This is a genomic window from Halomonas mongoliensis, assembly GCF_052496345.1.
In genome coordinates this window covers 1,548,660-1,564,612 of record NZ_CP199288.1, presented here as the reverse complement: position 1 = coordinate 1,564,612, position 15,953 = coordinate 1,548,660, and the positions used below count along the sequence as shown (strand labels likewise).

14 protein-coding genes are annotated in these 15,953 nt (G+C 67.8%); 13 read left to right on the top strand and 1 reads right to left on the bottom strand.

Annotated elements, in window-relative coordinates; all coding sequences use genetic code 11:
* Positions 1-83: 83 nt before the first annotated feature.
* From dnaJ to greA, 8 genes are all read left to right on the top strand, one after another.
* A complete protein-coding gene (gene dnaJ, locus ACRYRV_RS07315) occupies positions 84-1,235 on the top strand; it encodes a molecular chaperone DnaJ (RefSeq protein ID WP_444985529.1) in 1,152 nt (383 codons plus the stop codon).
* 255 nt (positions 1,236-1,490) lie between these two features.
* Positions 1,491-1,769 carry a DUF2218 domain-containing protein gene (locus ACRYRV_RS07310; protein ID WP_253447755.1) on the top strand — a complete coding sequence of 93 codons (279 nt, stop codon included), beginning with the start codon at positions 1,491-1,493 and terminating at the stop codon, positions 1,767-1,769.
* 3 nt (positions 1,770-1,772) lie between these two features.
* Positions 1,773-2,066 (top strand): DUF2218 domain-containing protein, encoded by a 294-nt coding sequence (locus ACRYRV_RS07305; protein ID WP_444985530.1) that lies wholly within the window; start codon positions 1,773-1,775, stop codon positions 2,064-2,066.
* Positions 2,063-2,971, top strand: coding sequence for a DMT family transporter (locus ACRYRV_RS07300; RefSeq protein ID WP_253447761.1), 909 nt, complete (start codon positions 2,063-2,065; stop codon positions 2,969-2,971). Before ACRYRV_RS07305 ends, ACRYRV_RS07300 begins: the two co-directional genes overlap by 4 nt.
* Before the next feature lie 65 nt (positions 2,972-3,036).
* Positions 3,037-3,852 carry a 4-hydroxy-tetrahydrodipicolinate reductase gene (dapB, locus tag ACRYRV_RS07295; RefSeq protein ID WP_253447764.1) on the top strand — a complete coding sequence of 272 codons (816 nt, stop codon included), beginning with the start codon at positions 3,037-3,039 and terminating at the stop codon, positions 3,850-3,852.
* A gap of 363 nt (positions 3,853-4,215) precedes the next feature.
* Complete coding sequence (gene carA / locus ACRYRV_RS07290; RefSeq protein WP_253447767.1) at positions 4,216-5,364, top strand: glutamine-hydrolyzing carbamoyl-phosphate synthase small subunit; 1,149 nt, start codon at positions 4,216-4,218, stop codon at positions 5,362-5,364.
* Positions 5,365-5,423: 59 nt separating this feature from the next.
* Positions 5,424-8,669: a carbamoyl-phosphate synthase large subunit gene (carB, locus tag ACRYRV_RS07285; protein WP_444985531.1), complete on the top strand. Its 3,246-nt coding sequence runs from the start codon at positions 5,424-5,426 to the stop codon at positions 8,667-8,669.
* On the top strand, positions 8,666-9,142 hold the full coding sequence (gene greA, locus ACRYRV_RS07280) for a transcription elongation factor GreA (RefSeq protein WP_253447774.1): 477 nt from the start codon (positions 8,666-8,668) through the stop codon (positions 9,140-9,142). The genes carB and greA overlap by 4 nt, the downstream gene beginning before the upstream one ends.
* 192 nt (positions 9,143-9,334) lie before the next feature.
* Here greA and yhbY read toward each other — a convergent pair whose 3' ends face one another.
* Positions 9,335-9,661: a ribosome assembly RNA-binding protein YhbY gene (yhbY, locus tag ACRYRV_RS07275; protein WP_253447777.1), complete on the bottom strand. Its 327-nt coding sequence runs from the start codon at positions 9,659-9,661 to the stop codon at positions 9,335-9,337.
* Positions 9,662-9,864: 203 nt separating this feature from the next.
* Between yhbY and rlmE the strand changes: the two genes are divergently transcribed.
* The 5 genes from rlmE to tpiA all read left to right on the top strand — a co-directional run bounded on the left by rlmE (position 9,865) and on the right by tpiA (position 15,950).
* Positions 9,865-10,557 carry a 23S rRNA (uridine(2552)-2'-O)-methyltransferase RlmE gene (rlmE, locus tag ACRYRV_RS07270; RefSeq protein ID WP_301271082.1) on the top strand — a complete coding sequence of 231 codons (693 nt, stop codon included), beginning with the start codon at positions 9,865-9,867 and terminating at the stop codon, positions 10,555-10,557.
* Positions 10,558-10,785: 228 nt separating this feature from the next.
* Positions 10,786-12,774 carry an ATP-dependent zinc metalloprotease FtsH gene (ftsH, locus tag ACRYRV_RS07265; RefSeq protein ID WP_444985532.1) on the top strand — a complete coding sequence of 663 codons (1,989 nt, stop codon included), beginning with the start codon at positions 10,786-10,788 and terminating at the stop codon, positions 12,772-12,774.
* Positions 12,775-12,902: 128 nt separating this feature from the next.
* Positions 12,903-13,754 carry a dihydropteroate synthase gene (folP, locus tag ACRYRV_RS07260; protein ID WP_444985533.1) on the top strand — a complete coding sequence of 284 codons (852 nt, stop codon included), beginning with the start codon at positions 12,903-12,905 and terminating at the stop codon, positions 13,752-13,754.
* Entirely contained in the window at positions 13,755-15,110 is a 1,356-nt protein-coding gene (gene glmM / locus ACRYRV_RS07255) for a phosphoglucosamine mutase (protein ID WP_253447786.1), read from the top strand. It begins immediately after the preceding gene.
* Positions 15,111-15,200: 90 nt separating this feature from the next.
* The gene (gene tpiA, locus ACRYRV_RS07250; protein WP_253447789.1) at positions 15,201-15,950 is read left to right on the top strand and encodes a triose-phosphate isomerase; all 750 of its coding nucleotides are present in this window, start codon (positions 15,201-15,203) and stop codon (positions 15,948-15,950) included.
* Positions 15,951-15,953 lie beyond the last annotated feature (3 nt).

Genomic DNA, 15,953 nt, shown 5'->3' with positions numbered 1-15,953 from the left:
TATAAGCCATGGATGACACCAGCGCGGGGGCCTGACTCCCGCGTTGGTGTTTCCGAGGGACCGCGACGGAGGCGGACAGACCCATGTCCAAACGTGACTATTACGAGGTGCTGGGCGTAGAGCGTGGCGCCGACACCAAAGAGATCAAGAAGGCCTACCGGCGGCTCGCCCAGAAGTTTCACCCCGACCGCAACCCGGATGACGAGACGTCGGCGGAGAAGTTTCGCGAGGTGTCCGAGGCCTACGAGGTGCTCTCCGACGGCGAGAAGCGCGCCGCCTATGACCAGTTCGGCCATGCCGGCGTGGACGGTCAGGCCGGCGGCTTCGGGGGCGGCGGGTTCGGCGGGGGAGGCCCCGGCGGCTTCAGCGATATCTTCGGCGATGTCTTCGGCGACATCTTCGGCGGTGGCGGCGGGCGTCGTAACCCCAATGCCCCGGCCCGGGGCAGCGACCTGCGCTACAACCTCGAGCTCGACCTCGAGAGCGCCGTGGCCGGCACCACCGTGGATATCCGCGTGCCGCGCCACGTGGAGTGCGAGCGTTGCGACGGCTCAGGCGCCGAGCCGGGCTCCAGCAAGGAGACCTGCCCGACCTGCCACGGCCACGGCCAGGTGCGCATGCAGCAGGGCTTCTTCGCCGTGCAGCAGACCTGCCCGACCTGCCACGGCTCCGGGCAGCACATCAAGGTGCCCTGCCACAAGTGCAACGGCGAGGGCCGGGTGCGCGAGACCCGCACCCTGTCGGTGAAGATTCCCGCCGGGGTGGATACCGGCGACCGCATTCGCCTCAACGGCGAGGGCGAGGCCGGTATGAACGGCGGCCCGCCCGGGGATCTCTACGTCCAGGTGCACATCAAGCCGCACCATATCTTCCAGCGCGACGGCAAGCACCTGCACTGCGAGGTGCCGATCAACTTCGTCGACGCCGCCCTCGGTGGCGAGCTGGAGGTGCCGACCCTGGACGGCCGGGTCAAGCTGAAGATCCCGGCGGAGACCCAGACCGGCAAGCTCTTCCGCCTGCGCGGCAAGGGCGTCAAGCCGGTGCGCGGCGGCGCCCCCGGCGACCTGCTGTGCAAGGTGGTGGTGGAGACCCCGGTGAAGCTCAACGAGGAGCAGAAGGAGCTGCTGCGCCAGTTCCAGGAGAGCCTCGGCGGCACCAACAGCGCCCACCACTCGCCCAAGAAGAGCGGCTTCTTCGACGGCGTGAAGAAATTCTTCGAGGATATGAAGCCCTGACGCTATCACCTTAGCGGCATCACGCCTCGCAGCGCCAGACGGGCCCCGGCATCGCCAGATGCCGGGGCCCGTCGCGTTCATGGCCGCCTCAGCGCTGCAGGTGATCCAGCCGCCAGGCTGTGTCTCGATAGACCTGGCGCTACGTTATCACGGCGGCTGCTATCGAATGCGGGGCAGCGTGTAGAGGCGCCCGCTTGGCTTCGACGGTGCGGCGGCATAGTCTGGTGGCTCGATGAAACTGCCAGGAGATCTGCGATGCCCATTTCACGCGCCGAGCTGCCCGCCGAGGATGCGGCGGCCCTGATCGACCAGCTCTGCGAGCGCTGGTCCGATGCCAAGGCGATCGATCGCGCAAGCGACCCGGTCCGGATCGATTTCGCCAGCGGCAGCTGCTACCTCCAGGCCCAGCCGGACAAGCTGCTGGTGGTGGTGGAGGCGGTCGATGACGAGGCTCACAACCAGCTGGAGGGGGAGGTGGACAATACCCTGGACGCTCTCAAGGGCGTCGAGCTCGATATTGTCTGGGAGGCCTGACCCATGGAATCAGGCGTAATCGGTGCAAGGGCGCAGATCGCCACCGAGTCCGGCGAGAAGCTGATCCGGCGGCTCTGCAAGCACTGGGCCCATAAGCTCGAGGTCCACTACACCGAGCGGGAGGGCCGGGTGCGCTTCGAGGGCGGTAGCTGCCGGATGCTGGCCGAGCCCGGTGCCCTGACGGTGGTGATCGAGGCGCAGGATGCACAGCGGCGCGAGCGCCTGGAAGAAGTGGTCGCCAGCCACCTCGAACGCATGGCCGGCGGTGAGCCGCTCGATATCGCCTGGATCCGTTGAGCCAGTCGGTCTCGGCCCGCAGCGCCCACCTGGGCATGCTGCTCTGGGCGTCGTTGGTGGGGCTCTCCTTTCCCGCCGTGGGGCTGATGAACGAGCTGCCGCCGCTTTCGCTCACCGCCCTGCGCTTCTTTATCGCCTGCGCCGGCCTCTGGTGGCTGGCCAGGCGCTCGCCGGACTTCCTGCCCGCGCCGGGCCTGCTGCCCCTCTACGCCCTGATGGGGCTCTGCCTGGCCGGCTTCTTCGGGGCCATGTTCTGGGCCGCCCACCACGCCACGGCCCTCTCCATGGCGACCCTGCATGTGAGCGTGCCGCTGCTGGCCTTCCTGCTGGGGCTGGGCCTTGGGGTGGAGCGGTCTGGCTGGCGGCTGCCGAGCATTCTCGCCCTGGGAGCGCTGGGGGCCCTGGGTCTGGCCGTCGCCGAGGGGAGCCAGCAGGGTGGCGGGCCGGCCTTCGGTCGCGGCGAGGCGGTGTTCTTCCTCGGCTGCATCGCCACGGCCTGCTATCCGGTGCTCAGCCGCTGGGGGCTGGCCAGCGGGCGGCTGCCGGAGTCGGCGGCGGTGCGCACCTTCTGGAGCCTGGGGGCGGGCGGCGTGCTGATCGGCCTGGCCGGGCTCGCCGTGGAGCCGGTGGGGCGGCTGGCGGCCATGACGGCCCTGGATCTCGCCCTGCTGGTCTATCTGGGGCTCTGCTCCAGCGCGCTCACCTTCTGGCTGATGCAGCGGGCCACCGCGGCGCTGACGCCGGGGGCGGTCACCGCCTACGGCTATCTGGTGCCCTTCGTCTCCATGCTGCTGCTGTTCGTGCAGTCGCCGGACCGCATCGGCTGGGTCTGGCTGCCGGGCAGCCTGGCCGTGCTGCTGGCCATGGGGCTGCTGATGCGCGGTGACGGCAGGGCGGGCGGCTGACGGGGTCTCGCCTCTGGTATACTGCCGCCCATTCCCGAACCGCTACCGCTTTCACAGGAGTCCACATGACCCGTATCGCCATCGTCGGTGTCGCCGGCCGCATGGGCCGCACCCTGGTCAACGCCGTCCAGCAGGATGACGGAGCCACCCTGGCCGGCGGCATCGTCGAGCCGGGCAGCTCGCTGGTGGGTGCCGATCTCGGCGAGCTGGCCGGCGCCGGCCGGGTGGGCGTGGCCGCCGTGGATTCGCTTGCGGCCATCGTCGACGACTTCGACGTGCTGATCGACTTCACCGCACCCCGGGTGACGCTTTCCAACCTGGCCTTCTGTGCGGCCCACGGCAAGCGCATGGTGATCGGTACCACCGGCCTCTCCGATGACGAGCTTGCCGAGCTCGACGGCTTCCGCGAGCGGCTGCCCTTCGTCTTCGCGCCCAATATGAGCGTGGGGGTCAACCTGACCCTGAAGCTGCTGGAGACCGCCGCCAGGGCCCTGGGCGACGAGGGCTACGACATCGAGGTGATCGAGGCCCACCATCGCCACAAGGTGGACGCGCCCTCCGGCACCGCGCTGAAGATGGGCGAGGTGGTGGCCGAGAGCCTGGGGCGCACCCTCAAGGAGCACGGCGTCTTCGAACGCGTCGGCCAGTGCGGGCCGCGCACCGACAAGGAGATCGGCTTCGCCACGGTGCGCGCCGGCGACATCGTCGGCGAGCACACCGTGATGTTCGCCACCGAGGGCGAGCGCATCGAGATCACCCACAAGGCCTCGAGCCGCATGACCTTCGCCAAGGGAGCGGTGCGCGCGGCGCGCTGGGTGGCCGACCAGGACAAGGGGCGCTACTCCATGCAGGATGTGTTGGGTCTCACAGGCTCGGTCTGACAGTTCGTGTCTGACAACCGTGTCTGACAGACCGTGTCTGAAGTGGCCGGGCCTGGACTGGCCGGGCCTGGACTGGCCGGGGCGCCTCGACCAAAGGGGTAGTCGAGGGGCGGCAGATCCTGTAATATCCCCAAAATTTTGGCCGGGCGCCTGGGCGAGAGCCCTGACACAGCGCTTGTTGCTTCGGCCCCCAGTGTTCTGATGTTCTGAGCGAATCAGTTCCGAGCGAATGACAACAAGCGGGATGAAACCGGTCTCAATCGGCTTTCGTCCCGCTTTTTTGCGGGCGTGCCACCGGTAGCACTATTCCTGACGAGCTGTTGTTACATGGCTGTCGTTACATAAAGATGGGAGGACGTTGCATTGAACAGACCCGCGATACTGGCCCTGGAAGACGGAAGCGTATTTCACGGCACGGCGATCGGCGCCGATGGACAGACCAGCGGTGAGGTGGTGTTCAATACGGCCATGACCGGCTATCAGGAGATCCTGACCGATCCCTCCTACACCCGCCAGATCGTCACCCTGACCTACCCCCATATCGGCAACACCGGCGTCAACGCCGAGGACGTGGAGTCCGGGGGCATCGCCGCCGCGGGCCTGGTGATCCGCGACCTGCCGCTGCTGGCCAGCAACTTCCGCTGCGAGCAGACGCTCTCCGACTACCTCAAGAGCCAGAACGTGCTGGGCATCGCCGATATCGATACCCGCCGCCTGACCCGCATCCTGCGCGACAAGGGCTCCCAGAACGGCGCCATCCTGGCCGGCGCCGAGGCCGAGGGCGAGGACGCCGTGGAGCGTGCCCTGGCCGCCGCCCGCGCCTTCCCGGGCCTCAAGGGCATGGACCTGGCCAAGGTGGTCTCCTGCCAGGCGCCCTACAAGTGGAGCGAAGGCGAGTGGAGCCTGGGCGAAGGCTACGCCGATACCACCCAGGGCGAGCGTCCCTACCATGTGGTGGCCTACGACTTCGGCGTCAAGCGCAACATCCTGCGCATGCTCGCCTCCCGCGGCTGCCGCCTCACCGTGGTGCCGGCCCAGACCCCGGCCGCCGAGGTGCTGGCCATGAACCCGGACGGCGTCTTCCTGGCCAACGGCCCCGGCGACCCCGAGCCCTGCGACTACGCCATCAAGGCGATCCAGGAGATCCTCGAGACCGAGCTTCCGATCTTCGGCATCTGCCTGGGCCACCAGCTGCTGGCCCTGGCCAGCGGGGCGAAGACCGTGAAGATGAGCCACGGCCACCACGGCGCCAACCACCCGGTGCAGGATCTCGACAGCGGCAAGGTGATGATCACCAGCCAGAACCACGGTTTCGCCGCCGACGAGGCGAGCCTGCCGGCCAACGTGCGCGCCACCCATCGCTCGCTGTTCGACGGCACCCTGCAGGGGATCGAGCGTACCGACCGCCCGGCCTTCAGCTTCCAAGGGCATCCGGAAGCCATGCCCGGCCCCCAGGACGTGGCGCCGCTGTTCGGCCGGTTCATCGAGATGATGAAGGCCCGCCAGGCCTGAGCCCGGCGCAGTAGCCCGAGACACGTCGCCCCTCGTCACCACATTCTGCGGGAAGCACCATGCCCAAGCGTACAGACATCCAGAGCATCCTGATCATCGGCGCCGGCCCCATCGTCATCGGCCAGGCCTGCGAATTCGACTACTCCGGCGCCCAGGCCTGCAAGGCGCTGCGCGAGGAGGGCTACCGGGTCATCCTGGTGAACTCCAACCCGGCCACCATCATGACCGACCCGGCCATGGCCGATGCCACCTACATCGAGCCGATCACCTGGCAGGCGGTGGAGAAGATCATCGAGGCCGAGCGCCCCGACGCCATCCTGCCCACCATGGGCGGCCAGACCGCGCTCAACTGCGCCCTGGACCTGGACAAGCACGGCGTGCTCGAGAAGCACGGCGTGGAGATGATCGGTGCCAACGCCGACGCCATCAACAAGGCCGAGGACCGCGACCTCTTCGACCAGGCCATGAAGCGCATCGGCCTTCAGTGCCCCAAGGCCGAGGTGGCCCACAGCATGGAGGAGGCCTGGCGCATCCAGTCCACTCTGGGCTTCCCGGTGATCATCCGCCCCTCCTACACCATGGGCGGCTCCGGCGGCGGCGTGGCCTACAACAAGGAGGAGTTCGAGGAGATCTGCACCCGCGGCTTCGAGCTCTCCAACAACCACGAGCTGCTGATTGACGAGTCGCTGCTGGGCTGGAAGGAGTACGAGATGGAGGTCGTTCGTGACAAGAACGACAACTGCATCATCGTCTGCTCCATCGAGAACTTCGACCCCATGGGCGTGCACACCGGTGACTCCATCACCGTGGCCCCGGCCCAGACGCTGACCGACAAGGAGTACCAGATCATGCGCGACGCATCGCTTGCGGTGCTGCGCGAGATCGGCGTCGAGACCGGCGGCTCCAACGTCCAGTTCGGCGTGGACCCGGATACCGGCCGCATGGTGGTCATCGAGATGAACCCGCGGGTGTCGCGCTCCTCGGCGCTGGCCTCCAAGGCCACCGGCTTCCCGATCGCCAAGATCGCCGCCAAGCTGGCGGTGGGCTATACCCTGGATGAGCTTTCGAACGATATTACCGGCGGGCGCACCCCGGCGTCGTTCGAGCCGGCCATCGACTACGTGGTCACCAAGATCCCGCGCTTCACCTTCGAGAAGTTCCCCCAGGCCAACGACCGCCTGACCACCCAGATGAAGTCGGTGGGCGAGGTGATGGCGATCGGGCGCACCTTCCAGGAGTCGCTGCAGAAGGCGCTGCGCGGCCTGGAGACCGGCAACGACGGCCTCGACCCCAAGTTTCCCGATTTCAAGCCCGGCGACTTCTCCGCCGAGGCCATGGCGCACATCAAGGCCGAGCTGCAGGCCGCCGGCGCCGATCGCATCTTCTACGTGGCCGACGCCATGCGCGCCGGCATGAGCCGCGACGAGATCTTCGCGCTGACCAAGATCGACCCCTGGTTCCTGGTCCAGCTCGAGGACCTGGTCGCCACCGAGGCCGAGGTGTCCCGGCGTTCGCTCTCCGAGCTCGACGCCCGGGAGCTGTTCCGCCTCAAGCGCAAGGGCTTCTCTGATGCTCGTCTGGCGAGCCTGCTCGGCGTCTCCGAGAAGGAGTTCCGCAAGACCCGCCAGAAGGCCGGCATCCGCCCGGTCTACAAGCGCGTCGACACCTGTGCCGCCGAGTTCGCCTCGGATACCGCCTACATGTACTCCACCTACGAGGAGGAGTGCGAGGCGGAGGTCTCCGGTCGCCAGAAGATCATGGTGCTGGGCGGTGGCCCCAACCGCATCGGCCAGGGCATCGAGTTCGACTACTGCTGCGTCCACGCCGCCTTCGCCATGCACGACGACGGCTATGAGACCATCATGGTCAACTGCAACCCGGAGACCGTCTCCACCGACTACGACACCAGTGATCGCCTCTACTTCGAGCCGGTGACCCTGGAGGACGTGCTGGAGATCGCCGACAAGGAGCAGCCGGTCGGCGTCATCGTGCAGTTCGGCGGCCAGACCCCGCTGAAGCTCGCCCGGGAGCTGGAGGCCGCCGGCGTGCCGATCATCGGCACCACCCCCGACGCCATCGACCGCGCCGAGGACCGCGAGCGCTTCCAGCAGATGATCGACAAGCTGGGCCTCAAGCAGCCGCCCAACGCTACCGCGCGCAGCTTCGAGGAGGCCTTTGCCAAGGCCGAGACCATCGGCTACCCGCTGGTGGTGCGCCCGAGCTACGTGCTGGGCGGTCGCGCCATGGAGATCGTCTACTCCGCCGACGAGCTGGAGAACTACATGACCCACGCGGTCAAGGTCTCCAACGACTCCCCGGTGCTGCTCGACCACTTCCTCAATGCCGCCGTGGAGATCGACATCGATGCGGTCTCCGACGGCAAGCAGGTGGTGATCGGCGGCATCATGCAGCACATCGAGCAGGCCGGCGTGCACTCCGGCGACTCCGCTTGTTCGCTGCCGCCCTACTCGCTGCCCGCCGAGGTGCAGGACGAGATGCGCGAGCAGGTGCGCCAGATGGCCGTGGAGCTGGGCGTCAAGGGCCTGATGAACGTGCAGCTGGCCTGGCAGGACGGCGAGATCTACGTCATCGAGGTCAACCCCCGGGCCTCGCGCACCGTGCCCTTCGTCTCCAAGTGCATCGGCACTTCCCTGGCCCAGATCGCCGCGCGCTGCATGGCCGGCACCAGCCTCGAGGCGCAGGGCTTCACTCGGGAGATCGTGCCGCACTTCTTCAGCGTCAAGGAGGCGGTCTTCCCGTTCAACAAGTTCCCGGGCGTCGATCCCATCCTGTCGCCGGAGATGAAGTCCACCGGCGAGGTGATGGGCAGCGGTGACACCTTCGCCGAGGCCTTCTACAAGGCGCAGCTGGGCGCCGGCGAGGCGATTCCTGCGCTGACCGGCGAGCGCAAGGCGTTCCTCTCGGTGCGCGAGCCGGACAAGGCGGGTGTTATCGAGGTGGCCCGTTCTCTGGTAACATTGGGCTTCACGCTGTGCGCGACCCGCGGTACCGCCGCTGCCCTTGAGGCCGCCGGACTCGACGTCGAGGTCGTGAACAAGGTCTTCGAAGGCCGCCCGCATATCGTCGATCTGCTCAAGAACGACGACATCGCCTATATCGTCAATACCACCGAGGGTCGCCAGGCGATCCAGGACTCCTCGGTGATCCGCCGCACCGCGCTTGCCCGCAAGGTTCCCTACGCCACCACGCTGGCGGGGGCCAACGCCGTTTGCATGGCGCTTGAATACGGCAACGAGATCACGGTGCGGCGGCTTCAGGAACTGCATGCAGGAGCTGCACAATGAACAAGGTCCCGATGACCGTTGCCGGAGAGGCGCGCCTGCGCAAGGAGCTCGAGCAGCTCAAGGGCGAGGCGCGTCCGAAGGTGATCGCCGCCATCGCCGAGGCTCGTGAGCACGGGGATCTCAAGGAGAACGCCGAATACCATGCTGCCCGGGAGCAGCAGGGCTTCATCGAGGGGCGCATCCAGGAGATCGAGGGCAAGCTCGGCAGCGCCCAGGTGATCGACGTCACCAAGCTGCCGCGTACCGGCAAGGTGATCTTCGGCGTCACCGTGGAGCTGCTCAACCTCGATACCGACGATGAGGTGACCTACCGCATCGTCGGCGAGGACGAGGCCGACATCAAGCAGGGGCTGATCTCGGTGACCTCGCCCATCGCCCGCGCCCTGATCGGCAAGGAGGAGGGCGACGTGGTGGTGGTCAAGACCCCCGGCGGCAACGTCGAGTACGAGATCGCCGGCGTCGAGCACTTGTAGGCGCCGAGCCTGTAGGAGCCCGATTCATCGGCGGTGCGACGCTTCGCCGAATGGCGCCGGCAGGCGCCCCCGCTGCTGCGCAGCGGATCGCTCAGCGGAGCTGAGCTCCTACAAAGTGCCAATTAAAAGGCCCGCGGCAGTGTGAACTGTGCCGCGGGCCTTTTGCTTTCTAGGCTGGGTAGGGCTCGGCGCTCAGTGCCGGCCGTGGTGCCCCTCGAAGCGCTGCACGTTGGAGAGCTTCGGGTTGGCCTGGGGATTGCGGCGATAGAGCAGCGCCATCTTGCCGATCTTCTGCACCAGCTCGGCGCCGCTGGCGGTGACCAGCTCGTCGAGGATGGCGGCGCGGTCGTCGCGTTCCGGCAGGGCCAGCTTGACCTTGATCAGCTCGTGGTCGGAGAGGGCTCGCCCCAGCTCCGCGAGGACCCCTTCGGAGATGCCGTTCTCGGAGACCGTCACCACCGGGTTCAGGTGGTGGCCGATGCTGCGAAATGCTTTCTTTTGTGCCTGTGACAAGCTCATGGTATCTTGCGTCTTCCCGGTTGCGCGCAGCCATCCATGGTACGCGGAAAATGCCATGGGCGAAACGTCGCGCAGTGAAAGCACGGGGCATTCGGCCAGCGTCGAAGTGGCCGGTCAGCACTCTTCAGTTCTGCGTGCCACTCCCGCACTCCGCTCGACCGCCTGTCTGTCCCTTCACCCGTCCCCTTACCACAGGTGATGCCGTGGCGCGTTCCCGCACTTCATCTCCCGCTTCCGGCAAGGCGCCGGCCAGCAAGAGTGCCGCCAGCAAGGCCAGCCCATCCAGCAAGACCAGCAAGGGCTGGCTGAAGGAGCACTTCGACGACCAGTACGTGCAGCGCTCCTGGCAGGACGGCTATCGCTCCCGGGCCAGCTACAAGCTGCTCGAGCTGGACGACAAGGATCGCCTCTTCAAGCCCGGCATGACGGTGATCGACCTGGGAGCGGCCCCCGGGGGCTGGAGCCAGGTGGCCGCCGAGAAGGTGGGGCCGGAGGGGGTGGTGATCGCCTCGGATATCCTCGAGATGGACGCCCTGGCCGGCGTCGACTTCATCCAGGGCGATTTCACCGAGGAGAGCGTGCTCGAGGCGATCCTGGCGGCGCTGGGCGAGCGGCCGGTGGACCTGGTGATGTCCGACATGGCGCCCAACATGAGCGGCATGGCCGCCATCGACCAGCCCCAGGCGATGTACCTGGTGGAGCTGGCGCTGGACCTGGCCGGCCAGACCCTGCGCCCCGGCGGTACCTTCCTGGCCAAGGTGTTCCAGGGCGAGGGGTTCGATGAATACCTGAAGACCCTGCGCGAGCGCTTCACCCGGGTGGTGACGCGCAAGCCGGAAGCCTCCCGGGCGCGCTCCCGGGAGGTCTACCTGCTGGCCCAGGGGTTTCGCGGCTGAGCGAGCGCTCGGCTCGGATAACGTGGCGGCAGGCGCAATCAATAGCCCCAGACTAATGGGCTGATTGCCGGACAGCAGGCGCCAAAGTGTGTCACAGTGCCCCCTGCGGTGGACCGTCCGGGATGGGCGGTGGCTGAACGCGGCGGGCTTCTGTAGTGTCCTATACAGAGCGTATACAAGGCGCCAGGCCATGGCGGCCGACAGATTTCTGACATTGAGGGTAGTCCCTTGAACGATATGGCGAAGAACCTGATCCTCTGGTTGGTCATCGCGGCGGTGCTGCTGACGGTGTTCAACAACTTCAGCGTCGACAGCTCCCCCCAGTCGATGAACTACTCCCAGTTCGTCCAGCAGGTGCAGAACCAGCAGGTGCGTAGCGTCACCATCGACGGCTACCGGATCTCCGGCGAGCGCACCGACGGCTCGTCGTTCCAGACCATCCGCCCCGCGGCGGAGGATCCCAAGCTGATCGATGACCTGCTCTCCAACAATGTGACCGTGGTGGGCAAGGAGCCGGAGCAGCAGAGCCTGTGGAGCCGGCTGCTGATCGCCAGTTTCCCGATCCTGCTGATCCTGGCCATCTTCATGTTCTTCATGCGCCAGATGCAGGGCGGCGGGGCCGGCAAGGGCGGCCCCATGAGCTTCGGCAAGTCCAAGGCCAAGCTGCTCTCCCAGGACCAGATCAAGACCACCTTCGCCGACGTGGCGGGCTGCGACGAGGCCAAGGAGGAGGTCGAGGAGCTGGTCGACTTCCTGCGCGACCCCACCAAGTTCCAGCGCCTGGGCGGGACCATTCCCCGCGGGGTGCTGATGGTGGGCCCGCCGGGTACCGGCAAGACCCTGCTCGCCAAGTCCATCGCCGGCGAGGCCAAGGTGCCCTTCTTCTCGATCTCCGGCTCCGACTTCGTCGAGATGTTCGTGGGTGTGGGTGCCTCTCGCGTGCGCGACATGTTCGAGCAGGCCAAGAAGCAGGCGCCCTGCATCATCTTCATCGATGAAATCGACGCCGTGGGCCGCTCCCGCGGGGTCGGCATGGGCGGCGGCAACGACGAGCGCGAGCAGACCCTCAACCAGCTGCTGGTGGAGATGGACGGCTTCGAGGCCAACGAGGGCATCATCGTCATCGCCGCCACCAACCGCCCCGACGTGCTGGACCCGGCGCTGCTGCGTCCGGGCCGCTTCGACCGCCAGGTGGTGGTGCCGCTGCCCGATATCCGCGGCCGCGAGCACATCCTCAACGTGCACCTGCGCAAGGTGCCGCTGGCCGACGACGTCAAGCCGTCGCTGATCGCCCGCGGTACCCCGGGCTTCTCCGGCGCCGACCTGGCCAACCTGGTCAACGAGGCCGCCCTGTTCGCCGCCCGTCGCAACAAGCGCCTGGTGGGTATGGAGGAGCTGGAGCTCGCCAAGGACAAGATCATGATGGGCGCCGAGCGCCGCTCCATGGTCATGACCGAGAAGGAGAAGCTCAACACCGCCTACCACGAGTCGGGCCACGCCATCATCGGCCTGGTGATGCCGGAGCATGACCCGGTCTACAAGGTGACCATCATCCCTCGCGGCCGCGCCCTGGGCGTGACCATGTTCCTGCCCGAGCAGGATCGCTACAGCCTGTCGCGCCAGCAGATTCTCAGCCAGATCTGCTCGCTGTTCGGCGGCCGCATCGCCGAGGAGATGACCCTGGGGCCCAACGGAGTCACCACCGGCGCCTCCAACGATATCAAGCGTGCCACCGAGCTGGCCCACAGCATGGTCGCCAAGTGGGGCCTCTCCGAGGAGATGGGCCCGATCATGTACGACGAGGACGAGTCCCACCAGTTCCTCGGCGGCCCGGGCCAGGGCGGCGGCAAGATGAAGTCCGGCGAGACCATCTCCAAGCTCGACAAGGAGGTGCGCAAGGTCATCGACGACTGCTACGAGCAGGCGCGTGTCATCCTCGAGGAGAACCGCGACAAGCTCGACGCCATGGCCGAGGCGCTGATGAAGTATGAGACCATCGACGCCGACCAGCTCAAGGACATCATGGAGGGCCGCGATCCGCGTCCGCCCAAGGACTGGGAGGACGGTGACTCCTCCGGCCCCGGCGCGCCGGTGACCGAGGCGCCCGAGGCCGAGGCGGCTCCGGAAGCCCCCGACGAGGCCGACGGTGGCGAGGAGGATGACGACGAGCCCCGTCGCCGGCCCTCCGACCCGCTGGGCGGCCCGGCCGGCTCCTGAGCCCGCTGCGTTCCTCCCTGCCAGGCGCCCCACTTGGGGCGCCTGCGTTTTTCTGAGTCCTGCAAGGCGGCAAGCTCCGCAACGCCTCCCGCAACCTCTCCCATAACAGCCCGACGCTTCGAGTGATGATGACTTCCACCTCTGCCTTCCTGACCTGCGGCCGCCATCGGCTGGACCTCTCCTTCCCGAGGGTGATGGGGATCCTCAATGTCACCCCCGACTCCTTCTCCGACGGCGGCCGCCATGTGGCCCTGGATGACGCCCTGCGCCATGCCGAGCGGATGCTGGCCGAGGGGGCGGCGATCATCGACGTGGGCGGCGAGTCGACCCGGCCCGGCGCCGAGCCCGTCTCGCCCGCGGCGGAGCTCGACCGGGTGGCGCCGGTGGTGGAGGCCCTGGTGCGCGAGCTCGATGCCCTGGTCTCGGTGGATACCAGCTGCCCCGAGGTGATGCGAGAGGTGGCCGGCCTGGGGGCGGGCTTGCTCAATGACGTGCGCTCCCTGGACCGCGAGGGTGCCCTGGCGGCGGCCATCGGCACCGGTCTGCCGGTCTGCCTGATGCATCGTCAGGGCGAGCCCCGCGACATGCAGCAGGCGCCCCGCTATGATGTGCCTATCGAAGAGGCCGTGGTCGACTACCTCGCCGAGCGGGTGGCCGCCTGTGAGGCCGCCGGGCTGCGCCGCGAGCGCCTGCTGGTGGATCCGGGCTTCGGCTTCGGCAAGACCGTGGAACACAACCTGCGCCTGCTCAACCGCATGGAGCGCCTGGCCGAACTCGAGTTGCCGCTGCTCGTCGGCATGTCCCGCAAGAGCATGATCGGCAAGGTGCTCGAGCGCCCGGTGGAGGAGCGCCTGCCCGGCGGCCTGGCGCTGAGCGCCCTGGCGGTGGAGCGCGGCGCACGAATCCTGCGCGTTCACGATGTGGCCCCCAGCGTGGATGCGGTGAACATGACCTGGGCCGTTCTCAAGGAAGGATGCTGAATGACACGACGCTACTTCGGCACCGACGGTATCCGCGGTACCGTCGGTGAACCGCCGATCACCGCCGACTTCATGCTCAAGCTGGGCTGGGCCACCGGCCGGGTGCTGGTGGCACGCCACGGCCAGCGGCGCCCCCGGGTGCTGATCGGCAAGGACACGCGGATCTCCGGTTACATGTTCGAGTCGGCCCTGGAGGCGGGGCTCTCCGCCGCCGGCGTCGACGTGGCCCTGCTCGGCCCCATGCCGACCCCGGGCATCGCCTACCTGACCCGTACCTTCCGTGCCGATGCCGGCATCGTCATCTCCGCCTCCCACAACGCCTTCCCCGACAACGGCATCAAGTTCTTCTCCACCGCCGGTGCCAAGCTGGGCGATGAGCTGGAGGAGGAGATCGAGGCGATGCTGGAGGAGCCGCTGACCACGGTGGCGGCGGACAAGCTGGGCAAGGCGACCCGCATCAATGATGCCGACGGGCGCTATATCGAGTTCTGCAAGTCCACCATTCCCGACCGGGTCAGCCTGAACGGCCTCAAGGTCGTGCTGGACTGCGCCCATGGCGCCACCTACCACATCGCGCCCAGCGTGTTCCGGGAGCTGGGCGCCGAGGTGGGCCTGGTCGGGGCGAGCCCTGACGGCCTCAATATCAACCAGGGTGTCGGCTCGACCCATCCCGCGGCGCTGCGCGCGGCGGTGATCCAGCAGGGGGCCGATCTCGGCGTGGCCTTCGACGGCGACGGGGACCGCGTCCTGCTGGTGGACAGCGACGGCCGGGAGATCGACGGTGACGACATCCTCTACCTGATCGCCCGGGATCGTCACGCCCGGGGCGAGCTGGGCGGTGGCGTGGTGGGCACCCTGATGTCCAACTTCGGCCTGGCGGCGGCCCTGGAGCAGCTGGGGGTTCCCTTCGAGCGGGCCAAGGTGGGCGACCGCTACGTGATGGAGCGCCTGGCGGCCAACGGCTGGCAGCTGGGCGGTGAGTCCTCGGGGCACATCGTCTGCGGCCATGTCCAGACCACCGGCGACGGCATCGTCTCGGCGCTGCAGGTGCTGGCGATCATGGTGCGCGAGGAGAAGCCGCTGCAGCGCCTGCTGGCGGGGCTTGAGAAGGCGCCCCAGGCGCTGGTCAATGTACGCCTCACCCCGGGCAGCGACGCTCGGGCGGTGATGGAGATGCCGGCGCTGCAGGCGGCGGTGGCGGAGGTCGAGACCGAGCTGGGCGACGAGGGCCGGGTGCTGCTGCGTCCCTCGGGTACCGAGCCGCTGATCCGCGTCATGGTCGAGGGGCGGCCGCACCTCGACGTCGATGGCCTGGCGCGCCGCCTGGCCGGCGAGGTCGAGGCGCTGCTTGCCTGAGCCTGATACCCGGACTCGGGAGTCGTCCTGCGGTTGTCTTGACAGGGCCGCTCCTATACCATTTCGCAGCCTTTTTGAAGAGGACACGCCATGCGTACCCCGCTGCTTGCCGGCAACTGGAAGATGAACGGCTCGGCCGACCTGGTCGAGGCGTTTGGTCGTGCCTTTGCCGAGGCGGAGCTGCCGAAGGGGCTCGAGGTAGTGATTTTTCCGCCGTTTCCCTACCTGGAGGCGGCGCAGCGCGTCTTTGCCGGCACGCCGTTGCGCCTCGGTGCCCAGACCCTCAATCCGCTCCACTCCGGCGCCCATACCGGCGAGGTGAGCGGGCGGATGCTCTGTGAATTCGGGGTGCGCTATGCCCTGGTGGGGCACTCCGAGCGTCGCCAGCTCTACCGCGAGGGCGACGAGCAGGTCTTCGACCGGCTGCTGGCCGCCCTCAGCGTCGGCCTCACGCCGGTGCTCTGCGTGGGCGAGACCCTCGAGGAGCGCGACGCCGGGCGTACCATGGAGGTGGTGCTGCGCCAGGTGGGTTTCGCCATGTCGCGCCTGGAGCCCGAGCAGCGCCGGCTGATCGTCATCGCCTACGAGCCGGTATGGGCCATTGGCACCGGCCGTACCGCCACGCCGGAGCAGGCCCAGGAGGTGATGGCCGCCATTCGCGCCTATCAGGCGGAGTATGACCGCGAGCTGGCCGCCGAACTGCGGCTGCTCTACGGGGGGAGCATGAATGCTGGCAACGCCGCCGAGCTGCTCGCCCAACCCGATATCGACGGCGGCCTGGTGGGCGGTGCCTCGCTCAAGGTCGACGATTTTCTAGCCATCTGTCAGTCAGCAGGTTGATTC

Bases quoted from the DNA above. Each gene is read 5' to 3' on its own strand.
- dapB (WP_253447764.1), top strand. From the start codon at position 3,037: ATGACCCGTATCGCCATCGTCGGTGTCGCCGGCCGCATGGGCCGCACC.
- ACRYRV_RS07305 (WP_444985530.1), top strand. From the start codon at position 1,773: ATGGAATCAGGCGTAATCGGTGCAAGGGCGCAGATCGCCACCGAGTCC.
- carB (WP_444985531.1), top strand. From the start codon at position 5,424: ATGCCCAAGCGTACAGACATCCAGAGCATCCTGATCATCGGCGCCGGC.
- greA (WP_253447774.1), top strand. From the start codon at position 8,666: ATGAACAAGGTCCCGATGACCGTTGCCGGAGAGGCGCGCCTGCGCAAG.
- dnaJ (WP_444985529.1), top strand. From the start codon at position 84: ATGTCCAAACGTGACTATTACGAGGTGCTGGGCGTAGAGCGTGGCGCC.
- ACRYRV_RS07310 (WP_253447755.1), top strand. From the start codon at position 1,491: ATGCCCATTTCACGCGCCGAGCTGCCCGCCGAGGATGCGGCGGCCCTG.
- yhbY (WP_253447777.1), bottom strand. From the start codon at position 9,661: ATGAGCTTGTCACAGGCACAAAAGAAAGCATTTCGCAGCATCGGCCAC.
- tpiA (WP_253447789.1), top strand. From the start codon at position 15,201: ATGCGTACCCCGCTGCTTGCCGGCAACTGGAAGATGAACGGCTCGGCC.
- folP (WP_444985533.1), top strand. From the start codon at position 12,903: ATGACTTCCACCTCTGCCTTCCTGACCTGCGGCCGCCATCGGCTGGAC.
- glmM (WP_253447786.1), top strand. From the start codon at position 13,755: ATGACACGACGCTACTTCGGCACCGACGGTATCCGCGGTACCGTCGGT.